The following is a 12,562-nucleotide window of genomic DNA, read 5'->3' as shown; positions in this document are numbered from 1 at the left end:
TCTGCACAAGGGAGCCGCAACGCCGTTCGCGCGCAAGGGCGGCCGAGCCCCTGCTTTCAATGGCTTGTGGGGTTGGTGCCCCCTGTTCCCCGATCCTGCGTTGCGCCGCTTGCGGGTAGAACCACTACCCGCTGCACGACGCGCCTTGTCTCGGAAAACAGGGGGCACCAACGCGGACGTGCGATTAAATCAGCGTCTCCCTAGCGTCTCGCCATACGGTCGTCCCTCGCGACCTCGGCGCCCCTCTTCAGATATCCGACATCCCATAGTGGCACACCAATTGCTTCGTCCCTGTCATACGGGGCGAAGCGGTTTCGTCCCGAGGAACCTGAAGTTCGCCAGTGGCGGACGGGGTACGACGGATGAGTCTCTCTCTCGACAAGGCGATGGGTATTCTCCCGGAGGCGGTTAACGTCCGTGCGAAGCGGATGGAACTGTTGGCCTCGAACATCGCGAATGCCGACACGCCCAACTACAAGGCGCGCGACATCGACTTTCGGTCGGTGCTGCAGGCGGCGGCCGGCGAGGGCGGGAACCTGCCGATGGCGCGTACGCAGCAGGGCCACATCGGCCCCGGCGGGACGGGCAGTGCCAACGGGTCACTGGAGACGCTTTATCGCGTGCCGTCGCAGCCCTCTCTGGATGGCAACACGGTGGACCCGCAGCTCGAGCGAGCGGCCTTTGCCGAGAATTCCCTGCAGTACCAGAGCAGTCTCGAGTTCCTGAACCGCCGGGTTTCCGGTATCCGCGATGCCCTGCGAGGCGAGCGCTAGTGCGAGCGCCAACGACGGGACCAGGAGAGTGATGTCGTGAGTGATCTGTTCAAGCTGTTCAACACCTCGGCCTCCGCGCTGACCGCGCAGTCGGTACGACTGAATACGGTGGCCTCGAATCTTGCGAACGCCAATACCGTGGCGAGCAACCCTGACGAGGCCTACCGAGCGAAGCAGGTGCTGTTTCAGACCGTGATGAACCAGGCCGACCCGAACGGTGCCTCTAACGGCGTACGGGTGGCGGGCATTGACGAGTCACGCGCGCCGCCACAGGCGCACTACGAGCCGAACCACCCGCAGGCCAATGAAGACGGCTACATCTTCCGACCCGCGATCAGCGTGGTGGAGGAGATGGCCAACATGATGTCGGCCTCGCGCAACTACGAAGCGAACGTCGAGGTGATGGAGACCTCGCGCCAGCTGCTGCAGCGCACGTTGCAGATCGGCCAGGGCTAAACCGGAGCGCCCCATGACACAGATTTCACCGGACATTCTGGATCGGCTGGGCCTTTCCCGGACCCGACAGGACGACAAGCAGACCGATCGTCTGGGCCAGGATGATTTCCTGAAGCTGATGGTGACTCAGCTACAGAACCAGGATCCGTTCGAGCCAATGGAGAACGGCGAATTCATCGGGCAGATGGCGCAGTTCTCGACGGTTACCGGGATCGAGGAACTGTCCAAGTCATTCGAGAAACTGGCGCAGTCCATGGGACAGAGCCAGACGCTGCAGGCAGCCTCCCTGGTTGGCAAGGACGTGCTGGTCCCGACGGACTTCAGTGAGCTGGGGCCGGACGGCGTGGTGCGCGGGGCAGTCGATCTCGATCAGTCCACCGGCCAGTTGCAACTGGAGGTGTACAGCCCAACGGGTGAGCGCATACGGAGCATGAATCTGGGCTCGGCCGGGGAAGGGCTGCAGGAGTTTACCTGGGACGGGTTGCGCGATGACGGAACGCCTGCGGCCCCGGGCGTGTACGAGTTTCGGGCCTCGGCCCAGAGCGGTTCCGGTAGCGAATCAGTGGATGTCTTTCTCGACGCCCGCGTCGAGAGCGTTTCGGTAGGTGACGACTCCAGACTCGGCCTGATGGTCCGGGGCCTGGGCGAGATCAATTTCTCGGATGTCCGACGCATCAGCAGTTGACGGACACCAATGGTGGATGGACAGGAGGTAGACGAGCATGCCCTTCAATATCGGATTGAGCGGACTGAATTCGGCGCAGGCCGATTTGCAGGCCACCGGTAACAATGTCTCCAACGCAGGAACCACCGGGTTCAAGCGCTCGCGGGCGGAGTTCGGTGACGTCTTTGCCCAGAGCTTCGGCGGTGTCAGCCAGACCGCCACTGGTGGCGGATCGCGCCTGATGGCGGTCACTCAGCAGTTCTCCCAGGGGCGGATGGAGTTCACCGAGAACGGGCTCGACCTGGCCATCGATGGAGAGGGCTTCTTCGTCATGAATGATGGTGGCAATCGTGTCTATACCCGCGCGGGCGAGTTTCAGGTGAACCGTGACGGCAATCTGGTGAACAACCAGGGTCAGCAGTTGCAGGGCTATCCACCGATCAACCCCGGCAGTACCGATACCGAATTCAATACCGGGCAGTTGGGCGATCTGCGCTTGCAAACGGGTGCCTCGTCGCCCCAGGCCACCAGCGAGATCGAGGCGCTGGTCAACCTGCAGTCGAGCGCCCAGGGGCTGGATCCGGATGCCTTCGATTTCGATGATCCCGACACCTACAACTATTCGACCTCGCTGACCGTGTACGACTCGCTGGGGACCTCGCGAGATGCACGCATCTACTTTGTGAAGAACGAGGGCGCGGACCGTGAATGGACTGCGTTCATGACCATCGACGGCGAGCCGGCGGTGGATGACGAGGGCGACCCGGCTGCGTTCGGGCTCGAGTTCGACGGTTCCGGTCAGTTGACCGGGGATACGGAGTTCGACTTTGTACGCGGCGGTTTCGATAACGGTGCCGACCCGATTGAAGGAACGATCGACTTTTCCGGTACCACGCAGTTCGGTGGCGATTTCGCCGTCAATGACCTGGGGCAGAATGGCTTTGCATCGGGCCGCCTGACGGGGGTCGACATCGACTCCAGTGGTGTGGTGTTTGCGCGCTTCACCAATGGCCAGTCGTCCGTGCTGGGACAGGTGGCGCTGGCCAACTTCACCAACCCGCAGGGTCTGGAGCAGCTCGGCAACAACAACTGGGCCGAGACCTTCGCCGCCGGTGATCCAGTGTTCGCGTCGCCCGGTACGGGCAACCTGGGCCAGATTCAGTCCGGGGCGCTGGAGTCATCCAATGTGGATATCGCTCAGGAGCTGGTGAACCTGATCACCGCGCAGCGCAACTTTCAAGCGAATGCACAGACGATCTCCACGGCCGATCAGGTTACCCAGACCATCATCAACATCCGCTAGGTCAGGGACAGGGACACGAGGGCACAGGCATGGATCGATTCCTCTACATCGCGATGTCCGGCGCGAAGGAGACCATGCACGCGCAGGCAGTCAACAACCACAACCTGGCGAATGCCAATACCGACGGCTTTCGCCAGGCTCTGGCCAATGCCAATACCGTCCCTGTACGCGGGCCGGTGTTCGCCTCGCGCGACTATGCACAGCTGGGCACCGATGGCACGGACTTCTCCAAGGGCCAGATGCAAAGCACCGGGCGTGATCTGGATATCGCGATCGAGGATCGGGGCTTCATCGCGGTGCAGGGGCCGAACGGGGAGGAAGGGTACACCCGCGCGGGCTCCCTGCATGTGGATGCCTTCGGGCTCTTGCGAACGGCGCAAGGGCACCAGGTCCTGGGGGATGGCGGCCCGATCGCGATCCCGCCGGCGGAGAAGATCGAGATCGGCACGGATGGCACCATCAGCGTCCGCCCGCAGGGCGTGGGGCCGGAGGCGCTGGCTGCGATCGAGCGTATTCGGCTGGTGAATCCCGAAGTGAGCGAGCTGGAACGGGGTGATGACGGCCTGTTCCGCATGGCCGATGGCAGCGAGGCGCCGCCGGATGCCGAAGTGCGGGTGGTCTCGGGCATGCTCGAGGGCAGCAACGTGAATACCGTCGAGGCGCTGACGCGGATGATCGAGCTGTCCCGCCACTTCGAGATGCAGGTGAAGATGATGGACAGCGCCAACACGCTGGAACAAAGCAGCAATCGGCTGCTGGGTATCGGCTAGCGCAGCACTGGCTGGCGCCGCCCTTTAGAGATAACAGGAGAACACCATGAACCAGGCACTGTGGATTGCCAAGACCGGCCTCGACGCGCAGCACACGCGCATGTCGACGGTCTCGAACAACCTGGCCAACGTGAACACCACCGGTTTCAAGAAGGACCGCGCGGTGTTCGAGGATCTGATCTACCAGACCGTGCGTCAGCCAGGCGCGCAGGCCACCCAGGATCAGCAATTGCCCTCGGGGCTGCAGATCGGTACCGGCGTGCGCGCCGTGTCCACCGAGAAGATGTTTACCCAGGGCAACCTGCAACAGACCGACAATTCGCTGGATGTCGCGATCGAGGGCCGTGGCTTCTTCCAGGTCCTGATGCCCAATGGGGACATTGGCTACACGCGTGACGGCAGCTTCCAGCTCAATGCCGATGGCGAGGTGGTGATGTCCAATGGCTATCCGCTGCAGCCGGGCCTGTTCGTGCCGCAGGACACCCAGTCGCTGGCGATTGGCAAGGACGGGACCGTCACTGCACAAATTCCGGGGCAGGCCGATCCGGTGGAACTGGGGAACATCCAGCTCGCGGACTTCGTGAATCCGGCGGGGCTGCAGGCGATCGGCGAGAACCTGTTCCAGGAGACGGCCGCCTCCGGCGTGGCCCAGCAGGCCCAGCCTGGCCTGAACGGCACCGGCACCCTGGTGCAGGGCTCGCTGGAGACCTCGAACGTGAATATCGCCGAGGAGCTGGTGAACATGATCGAGACCCAGCGCGCCTACGAGGTCAACTCCAAGGCGATCTCCGCAGCCGACCAGTCGCTGCAGTTCGTCAATCAGACGATCGGGTAACGCCATGAACCGCCTTGAGACCCTGATGCGACCGATCCTGGGCCTGGCGGCCGTGGTGGTACTGTCCGCCTGCGCTGCCACCCAGCCGACGATGCCCGGGGACAATCCGGACTACAACCCCGTGATGCCGCCGCAACCGGTGCCACAGGCCCAGAACAACGGGGGAATCTTCCAGGTCGCTCAGCCCCAGGGCCTGTTCGAGGACTACAAGGCACGCCAGGTGGGCGACATTCTGACGGTGATTCTGGCCGAGAGCACCCAGGCCCAAAAGTCCGCGTCGACCTCTACGCAGAAGGACTCGAATCTGGATCTCGGCAACCTGCAGGCCTTTGGTGGCCAGGCGACTCACCGTGGCCGGCCGTTGTTCGGCGCCAGCAATACCAGCAGCCGGGACTTTGACGGCTCCGGCGACTCGTCCCAGAGCAATCAGCTGGATGGCGAGATCACCGTGACCGTGGCCGAGGTGCTGCCGAACGGCAATCTCGTGGTGCAGGGCGAGAAGTGGCTGGGTATCAACCAGGGCGAGGAATATGTGCGCTTTCGCGGGATCGTGCGCCCGGTGGACGTGACTACAAACAACACCGTCCTGTCGACGCAGGTGGCCAATGCGCGTGTCTATTATGGCGGCACCGGGATGCTGGCCGACAGCAACACGCCCGGGTGGATCACCCGCTTCTTCAATAGCCCCTGGTGGCCGTTCTGAGCGGGAGAGCCGAGATGCAGCGAACAGGGTACAAGACGGATCGGTACAGCAGGCGTCGCCACGCAGGCCGTGCGCTCCCCGGCTTGATTGCCGCCATGGGGCTGCTGCTAGGCGGGATTGCCGGCGCGCAGGCCCAGACAGCGATCCAGCAACAGGCGGCAATGCAGGAGCGCACCTACACCGAGCGGGTCAAGGATGTGGCCAGTGTGTTCGGCGTGCGCGAGAACCAGTTGGTGGGCTATGGCCTGGTCGTGGGGCTGGACGGCACAGGTGACCAGACCACGCAGACGCCGTTCACCATCCAGAGCCTCAACAACATGCTCGGGCAGCTGGGCCTGACCCCGGACGCCGGCAACCCGCAGCTGCGCAATGTCGCGGCCGTCATGGTCACGGCCGACCTGCCCCCGTTCTCCAAGCCCGGTCAGCGCATCGATGTGACCGTCTCCTCGATGGGGAACGCGACCAGCCTGAGGGGCGGGACCCTGCTGATGACGCCGCTGAAGGGTGCGGACGGTCAGACCTACAGCATCGCCCAGGGCAACCTGATCGTGGGCGGCTTCGGTGCGGAGGGGCAGGACGGGTCACGCATCACCGTGAACGTTCCCAGCGTGGGGCGTATACCGAACGGCGCGACGGTGGAGCGCGAGGTGCCGACTGCCTTTGCCCAGGGCGACCATGTGACCCTGAACCTGAACCGTCCGGACTTTACGACAGCCAACCGCCTGGTGGAGACGGTCAACGATACCTTCGGGCCCGGTGTGGCTCATGCGCTGGACGGCTCTTCGGTGCGTGTGCGTGCACCCCAGAACCCGGATCAGCGGGTGGGTTTCGTTGCGGAACTGGAGAACCTGCCCATCGAACGTGGGGCACCCCCGGCCCGGGTAATCGTGAACTCGCGCACCGGGACTGTGGTGATTGGCTCGAGCGTGCAGGTGACCCCGGCAGCGGTCTCCCATGGCAGCCTGACCGTCACCATCAGCGAGGCACCACAGGTGGTGCAGCCGATGCCCTTTGCCGAGGGCGAGACCGCAGTGCAGCCGCAGACCGACATCGCCATCCAGCAGGATGACAGCACCATGTTCCTGTTCGACCCCGGCACCTCGCTGGACGAGATCGTGCGCGCGGTGAACAACGTGGGGGCGGCTCCGGGTGATCTGGTGGCCATCCTCGAGGCACTGCGCGAGGCGGGCGCCCTGCGCGCGGAGCTGGTGGTCATCTGATGATCTCCTCCGGCCATGATCTCTCCATGCAGGCACGCTCGGCGCTGGCCAGTGATCCGAGCGGCCTGCGTGACCTCGGGCGTGCGGCCCAGGCGGGGGGAGACGAGGCGCTGGAGGCAGTCGCGCGCGAGTTCGAGGCGATGCTGATCGGCCAGATGCTCAAGCAGATGCGCGAGGCCTCGCTGGGCGATGGGCTGTTCGACAATGAACAGAGCAAGATGTACCTCGAGATGCAGGATCAGGAATTCGCCAAGGCCATGAGTCAGGGCGACGGGATCGGCCTGCGCGAAGTGCTGATGCAGCAGCTGTCGCAGCAGAGTCAGCCGCAGGACGGACAGACCCTTCGGGATCCCGAGCGCCTGGCGGCCCTGGACCTCCCGCAACGCCGGGGTGATCTGGACTTTCGGCGTTTTTCCGACGAGCAACGCGAGCTCGAACCGGTCGCGCCCATGCGACCTGTGCGGGATGATCCCGGGGCGCAGGCCGGTGGATTCCGGCGGCTGGGCGGCGAGGCGGGTCCGCTGGCGATCGACTGGCCGCCACGCGACCCGTCGGAGTTTGTCGCGACCCTGGAACCCCTGGCGCGGGAAGCGGCCGCCGACCTGGGCGTGGAGCCCGGAATTTTGCTGGCGCAAAGTGCGCTGGAGACGGGCTGGGGCCGCCACGTGCCCTCGCGCGACAACGGCCAGCCGACCTTCAACCTGTTCGGGATCAAGGCCGATTCCCGCTGGGATGGTGATCAGGTCGCCGTGGGCACCCTGGAATACCGCGATGGCGTGGCCCAGCGCGAGCAGGCGCGTTTCCGGGCCTATGCCGACCCGGCGGATTCCTTCGCCGACTATGTCGATTTCATTCGTAATAACCCGCGCTATCACCGTGCTCTGCAGGCTGGCGACGATGTCCAGTACATCCGCGAGTTGCAGGCCGCCGGCTACGCGACCGATCCCGCCTATGCGGACAAGGTGCTGCGGGTGCGCGAACAGTTGTCGGGCTACGTGAATTCCGCACCGACTCAAGCATTGGCCGAGCCGGCCGTTACCCGAGACGAGGGGTAGACCATGTCGCAGACACGTAAATCCAGCTGGGTGAGCCTGACCGGGAGGGGCCGGGTATGAGCGTCTCCGGTATTGGGACCTCTGCACTGCTGGCGTTTCAGCGTGCGATCGGCACGACCAGCAACAACATTGCCAACTCCGCGACCGAGGGCTACAGCCGTCAGCGCACCGAACTGGGCAACCTGAGCCCGCAGTTCCTGGGTGGTTCCTATCAGGGCCAGGGTGTGGGCGTGGATGCCATTCGTCGAATCTCGGATGACTTCGTCAACACCCAGTTGCGTACGAGCATCTCCGAGCAGTCCAACGCCCAGGCGAAGGCGGATCTGGCCAAGCGTATCGACAGCCTCCTGGCGGACGAGGCCAGTGGCCTCGCGCCGGTGCTGCAGGATTTCTTCGATGCGGCTTCCGACGTGGCCAATGATCCGACCTCCAATGCCGCACGCACGGTCTTTCTCACCGAGGCGGAATCCCTGGCTGAACGCTTCAAGGCCATCAACGGGCGTCTGGAGGAACAGCGCCGCATCCTGAATGGGCAGATCGAGACCAACGTCAAGGAGATCAACCAGCTCGCCGAGTCGCTGGCCGGACTCAACCGCGAGATCGTCTCCAAGAGCACTCAAGGTACACCGAACGATCTGCTGGACCAGCGCGATCGTGTGCTGAACCAGCTGGCGGAGAAGATCGACGTCACGACGGTCGAGCAGGACGATGGTGCGCTGAATGTCTTCATCGGTAATGGTCAGGCGCTGGTGCTGGGCGGAAACAACCAGTCGCTGGTGGCCGATTCCTTCTCCGGCGACCCCGGCAGGGTGGAGGTTGGGCTCCAGTCGGGTGGTAGCGTGGCCAACATCACCCGTTTCCTGCAGGGGGGCGAGCTCGGGGGGCTGCTGGAGATTCGCGACTCGGTAATTGACACCGCGCAGAATTCGCTCGGCCAGATTGCCACCCAGCTCGGCCAGGCCTTTAACGACCAGAATGCCAAGGGGCTCGATGCCGACGGCCAGATTGGAGGTGACATCTTCGGGATTGCGGAACCGACAGTCTGGGGCCGCTCCAGTAACAGCACCAGCGATGTGCCCACGGTCGGTTTTGGTGACGTCAACGCCTTGACCACCTCGGACTACCGACTGAGGGTCAACGACGATGGCGACTTCCAGCTGGTGCGTTTGTCCAATAACCAGGTCGTCGCGGAACTGGATCCGGAGGACGGGGATACGCTTGAGGCGGACGGTCTGGTTGTGGATGTAAGCGGGCTGGACGACGCCGAGGCGGGAGACAACTGGCTGATCCAGCCGACGCGATATGGCGCGCGTGACCTCGAAGTCGTTCTCGATGATCCCTCGGGTATCGCGGCCGCGGGGGTCACCCTGCAGGCATCCGCTGTCGACGGGAATGAAGGCGACGCAGTAATCGAGGGAATCCAGGTCACGGGCGACGATTTCGATCCCGCCGTTCTGGATGAGCCGCTGACCGTCACGGTGGTGGAGGACGACGGCGACCTGTACTACGAGGTCAACGGCGAGCAGTTCGCGGTGGCGGATGACGGCCCGACGGTCATCGAGATGGACGGCTGGGAGCTCACGCTCGCCGGGGAGCCCCAGGAGGGCGACGAGTTCGTTGTCGAACTCGACCGTGACCGGCCCGGCGACAACCGCAACATGCTCGAAATGGCCGATCTGTCCGAAACCCGAACGATCCAGACGGAAAATGGTGAGCGCCGCGTCCCGGGCTTTGGCGACGCCTACAACAGCCTGATCGCGAACGTCGGCACGCGCACGCGACAGGCCAATGTGGCGCTGGACTCCGCGAATGCGCAGCTGGAGCAGGCCAAGGCCCAGCGCGAGTCGATCTCGGGCGTGAATCTGGATGAAGAGGCCGCCGACCTGATCCGCTACCAGCAGGCCTATCAGGCCGCCGCCCAGGTGATCCAGGTCAGCAACTCGCTGTTCGACAGCCTGCTGGGCGCGTTCCGCCGCTAGGCAGCTGGCAATTCGAGGGAACCCCGATGCGTATCTCCACGACCCAGATCTTCCAGAGCGGCATTAACCAGATCCAGGCGGGCCAGGGCGAGCTTAGCCGTACCTCGCTGCAGCTGGGCTCTGGCAAGCGCATCCTGTCGCCATCGGACGACCCCAGCGGGACCACCCAGATCAATCAGTTCGAACGCATCATCAAGGCGACCAAGCAGTTCCAGCGCAACATGGATAACACGCAGCCGCGCATGCAGCAGCAGGAGTCGCTGCTGCAGCAGGGTACCGATTCCCTGCAGCGGGCACGTGAGTTGGTGGTCACCGGCAACAACGACAGCCAGACGCGCGAGACGCGTGGGTATCTGGCGGACGAGTTGCGGCAGATTCGTGACGGGCTGCTGGATATGGCCAATACCAAAGACCCCAATGGCGAATACATCTTTGCCGGTACCAAGTCCCAGAATCAGCCCTTCCGGCAGGATGGCGAAGGCAATATCCGCTACGAAGGTGCATCCGGCGCGGGCAGTGTGCGCGAGGTCGCCGTTTCGGCCGATCGCAAGATTGCGGTGGGCCACGATGGTGCGGCCGTGTTCATGGATATCCCGGAGAACGACGGCCGTGTCGGGGCCGGGGTCGTCCAGAACAATGGGTCCATGGTCCTGGAGAAAACCGGTGTCACCAGCGTTTCCGAGCTGGATGATCGCGAGTACACCATCGCCTTCGACGAGAACGAAGATGGCGATCTGGTCTACACCATTACGTACGTCAACGATGACGGCGACGTCGTTTCGCTGGAAGAAGACGCAGAGGGCGACCCGGTTCAGTATCCCTACGTGCCGCGCGAGTCAATCGAGTTCGCCGGACGCAGCGTCACTATCAGTGGTACGCCCGAGCCGGGCGACGCGGTGGTCTCGCGGCCGGCGGAGAACGCAAGCGTGTTCGAAACCCTGGACCGCATCATCGATGCGCTGGAGCGCAGTGGCGATTCCGCCAGCGCCCGGGCCGATCTGGCCAGTGCCACCAATACGGCCCTGGCCAATCTGGATGCCATACTCGGAAATTTCAGCGACCAGCGCGCCGACCTGGGGGGCAAGCTGAAGGCGTTCGATCAGCAGAAGGAGCTGAACGAAGATCGCTTGCTGGATCTGGAAAGCGCCGTCTCGCAGATTCGCGATCTGGACTACGCCGAGGCAATCAGCCGGTTCAACCAGCAGCAGGTGGCACTTCAGGCGGCCCAGCAGACCTATACGCAGGTCAACCGCCTCTCGCTGTTCGACTTTATCTAGCGAGCGCGCCTGCGCACACGCGTGGGCGTCTGTGCGACCATATTGCGATCCCCATGATGCGTCCAGCAAGGACGGGACCTAGTAATGGCCAAATCCCAGGAACCCTCCGCCCCGATCCAGTACCGCTCCACCGGGCGGCCCCCGCGCTATCTGATCGTCCTGCTGGTGCTCGCGGTCATCTGGGCCGGGTTCTGGGGTGTGGTCATGTTGCAGTCCGGCGAGCCGAAACCCGTGATCCTGAGCGAGCAGGAGCAGGTGGAGCTCGAGGCCAAGCTGCAGGCGATCTCCGCACCCGACGCGCCGCGCCCCGATCAGGCCCCCAGTGAGCCGATTATTGATCTCGAAGCCGACGCGGAGCCGCTGATCCCCGAGCTCTACGAGGAAACCGACGAGGCCCGGATCGTTCAGTTCAGCGAGCGCGAGTTGAATGCCCTGATCGCGCGCGATCCGGACCTGGCCGGCCGGGTGGCGGTCCGCCTGACACCGGGGCAGGTGAGCACGCGCGTGCGCATCGACGTACCGGCGGACGTGCCGCTCATGGGCGGGCGTGTGCTGAACGTGCGCTCCGGTGTGCGCTTCGAGACCGAGGGCGAAGAATTGCAGGCGCGACTCGTCGGCGTGTCCGTCGCCGGCATCCCTCTGCCGGATGCATGGCTGGGTGGCCTGAAAGACGAGGACCTGCTGGCGCTGGAGCCCTTCCAGCACCTTCGTGCCGGGATCGAGAGTATCGATGTGCGCGAAGGGGAACTGGCCCTGCATCTCGCGCGGTAGTGAGCGGGTGCAGACCGCTTACGGGACGACGCGCAGCGTCTCGCCTCCCAAGGCCTCGACTTTGGCCCGGACGGTGACAGATACCGTGGAGGTCCCGGCCTCCAGTGCAGGCTGGCTGACGGATTCCTCCATCGCACGCATGGCCATCATCGGCTGCGGGCGGTCATAGCCGCTGTCGACGAGCTCGATTTCCACCGGGCGCAAGTGAGTGGCCCCCAGTGAGCGTGCGATCGCGCGTGCCTGTTCCTTCCAGTCCTCCATGGCAGCCTCGAGCAACGCCTCACGGTGCTCCTGTTGTTTCTCGCGGCTGAGGGAAAAGCGAATCTGCCCGACGGTTAGTTCGTCTCCCTGGAGGACCCCCACCAGTTCGGTGAGGCCTTCGAAATCATCGCTCACCAGCTCCAGGGTCTGCTGGACCTCCCAGGCAGTGATCTGGCCGGGTTCCTTGCGGTCATGGATGGCCTGTGTCGTGTAGCTGCGGGTCGAGGCCTCGACCGCGTCATACTCCTCTGCCCGAGCCAGGGCCTGTTCCATACGGCGATTGACTGTTGCGGCGGCGTCGCGTGCGTCCGGCGCCCGGGCCTGGGCCTGCATCTGTACCGTCATGCGGTCGTTTTCCACCTGCCGCTCGGCGTGGCCGGAAAGCGTCAGTGTCGTGTTGCCATCCGCCATGGCGACGGCCGGCAGTAGCAGCCAGGCACCGAGCCAGAGGCATGCGAGGAGGGGACGCAGGGAAGCAGTGCGGGTCATGGGGCA

At 64.2% G+C, this 12,562-nt stretch carries 13 protein-coding genes; 12 read left to right on the top strand and 1 reads right to left on the bottom strand.

The genetic code is table 11. The features are described from left to right. Nucleotides 1-362 precede the first annotated feature (362 nt). The 12 genes from flgB (at nt 363) to C935_RS0106285 (ending at nt 11,806) form a co-directional block, all read left to right on the top strand. Nucleotides 363-773, top strand: a complete 411-nt coding sequence (flgB, locus tag C935_RS0106340; protein ID WP_038040583.1) for a flagellar basal body rod protein FlgB — start codon at nt 363-365, stop codon at nt 771-773. A 36-nt stretch (nt 774-809) separates the two neighbouring features. Beyond that, a complete protein-coding gene (gene flgC / locus C935_RS0106335) occupies nt 810-1,229 on the top strand; it encodes a flagellar basal body rod protein FlgC (protein ID WP_018861681.1) in 420 nt (139 codons plus the stop codon). A 13-nt stretch (nt 1,230-1,242) separates the two neighbouring features. Next, complete coding sequence (locus C935_RS0106330; protein ID WP_018861680.1) at nt 1,243-1,914, top strand: flagellar hook assembly protein FlgD; 672 nt, start codon at nt 1,243-1,245, stop codon at nt 1,912-1,914. A gap of 37 nt (nt 1,915-1,951) precedes the next feature. Further along, nucleotides 1,952-3,196, top strand: coding sequence for a flagellar hook protein FlgE (flgE, locus tag C935_RS0106325; RefSeq protein WP_018861679.1), 1,245 nt, complete (start codon nt 1,952-1,954; stop codon nt 3,194-3,196). Between the two features lie 29 nt (nt 3,197-3,225). After that, the gene (flgF, locus tag C935_RS0106320; RefSeq protein ID WP_018861678.1) at nt 3,226-3,966 is read left to right on the top strand and encodes a flagellar basal-body rod protein FlgF; all 741 of its coding nucleotides are present in this window, start codon (nt 3,226-3,228) and stop codon (nt 3,964-3,966) included. Nucleotides 3,967-4,012: 46 nt separating this feature from the next. Continuing rightward, on the top strand, nt 4,013-4,801 hold the full coding sequence (flgG, locus tag C935_RS0106315; protein ID WP_018861677.1) for a flagellar basal-body rod protein FlgG: 789 nt from the start codon (nt 4,013-4,015) through the stop codon (nt 4,799-4,801). Between the two features lie 4 nt (nt 4,802-4,805). Then, entirely contained in the window at nt 4,806-5,504 is a 699-nt protein-coding gene (gene flgH, locus C935_RS0106310) for a flagellar basal body L-ring protein FlgH (RefSeq protein WP_018861676.1), read from the top strand. A 95-nt stretch (nt 5,505-5,599) separates the two neighbouring features. Next, a complete protein-coding gene (locus C935_RS0106305; protein WP_018861675.1) occupies nt 5,600-6,724 on the top strand; it encodes a flagellar basal body P-ring protein FlgI in 1,125 nt (374 codons plus the stop codon). Continuing rightward, nucleotides 6,724-7,779 carry a flagellar assembly peptidoglycan hydrolase FlgJ gene (gene flgJ / locus C935_RS0106300; protein WP_018861674.1) on the top strand — a complete coding sequence of 352 codons (1,056 nt, stop codon included), beginning with the start codon at nt 6,724-6,726 and terminating at the stop codon, nt 7,777-7,779. Before C935_RS0106305 ends, flgJ begins: the two co-directional genes overlap by 1 nt. 56 nt (nt 7,780-7,835) lie before the next feature. Further along, the gene (gene flgK, locus C935_RS0106295) at nt 7,836-9,758 is read left to right on the top strand and encodes a flagellar hook-associated protein FlgK (protein WP_018861673.1); all 1,923 of its coding nucleotides are present in this window, start codon (nt 7,836-7,838) and stop codon (nt 9,756-9,758) included. Nucleotides 9,759-9,784: 26 nt separating this feature from the next. Next, a complete protein-coding gene (gene flgL, locus C935_RS0106290; protein WP_018861672.1) occupies nt 9,785-11,035 on the top strand; it encodes a flagellar hook-associated protein FlgL in 1,251 nt (416 codons plus the stop codon). Between the two features lie 84 nt (nt 11,036-11,119). Then, nucleotides 11,120-11,806 carry a hypothetical protein gene (locus C935_RS0106285; protein WP_018861671.1) on the top strand — a complete coding sequence of 229 codons (687 nt, stop codon included), beginning with the start codon at nt 11,120-11,122 and terminating at the stop codon, nt 11,804-11,806. An 18-nt stretch (nt 11,807-11,824) separates the two neighbouring features. Here the strand turns inward: C935_RS0106285 and C935_RS0106280 are convergent, their stop codons facing one another. Next, complete coding sequence (locus tag C935_RS0106280; protein ID WP_018861670.1) at nt 11,825-12,556, bottom strand: SIMPL domain-containing protein; 732 nt, start codon at nt 12,554-12,556, stop codon at nt 11,825-11,827. Between the last annotated feature and the right edge of the window lie 6 nt (nt 12,557-12,562).

Source organism: Thioalkalivibrio sp. ALJ3 (genome assembly GCF_000377205.1).
Classification (GTDB): domain Bacteria; phylum Pseudomonadota; class Gammaproteobacteria; order Ectothiorhodospirales; family Ectothiorhodospiraceae; genus Thioalkalivibrio.
The sequence above is the reverse complement of the archived record's forward strand: the minus strand, read 5'-3'. Positions and strand labels throughout refer to the sequence as shown.

Bases quoted from the DNA above. Each gene is read 5' to 3' on its own strand.
- flgB (WP_038040583.1), top strand. From the start codon at position 363: ATGAGTCTCTCTCTCGACAAGGCGATGGGTATTCTCCCGGAGGCGGTT.
- C935_RS0106280 (WP_018861670.1), bottom strand. From the start codon at position 12,556: ATGACCCGCACTGCTTCCCTGCGTCCCCTCCTCGCATGCCTCTGGCTC.
- C935_RS0106305 (WP_018861675.1), top strand. From the start codon at position 5,600: ATGGGGCTGCTGCTAGGCGGGATTGCCGGCGCGCAGGCCCAGACAGCG.
- flgK (WP_018861673.1), top strand. From the start codon at position 7,836: ATGAGCGTCTCCGGTATTGGGACCTCTGCACTGCTGGCGTTTCAGCGT.
- flgJ (WP_018861674.1), top strand. From the start codon at position 6,724: ATGATCTCCTCCGGCCATGATCTCTCCATGCAGGCACGCTCGGCGCTG.
- flgF (WP_018861678.1), top strand. From the start codon at position 3,226: ATGGATCGATTCCTCTACATCGCGATGTCCGGCGCGAAGGAGACCATG.
- C935_RS0106285 (WP_018861671.1), top strand. From the start codon at position 11,120: ATGGCCAAATCCCAGGAACCCTCCGCCCCGATCCAGTACCGCTCCACC.
- flgE (WP_018861679.1), top strand. From the start codon at position 1,952: ATGCCCTTCAATATCGGATTGAGCGGACTGAATTCGGCGCAGGCCGAT.
- flgH (WP_018861676.1), top strand. From the start codon at position 4,806: ATGAACCGCCTTGAGACCCTGATGCGACCGATCCTGGGCCTGGCGGCC.
- flgL (WP_018861672.1), top strand. From the start codon at position 9,785: ATGCGTATCTCCACGACCCAGATCTTCCAGAGCGGCATTAACCAGATC.
- C935_RS0106330 (WP_018861680.1), top strand. From the start codon at position 1,243: ATGACACAGATTTCACCGGACATTCTGGATCGGCTGGGCCTTTCCCGG.
- flgG (WP_018861677.1), top strand. From the start codon at position 4,013: ATGAACCAGGCACTGTGGATTGCCAAGACCGGCCTCGACGCGCAGCAC.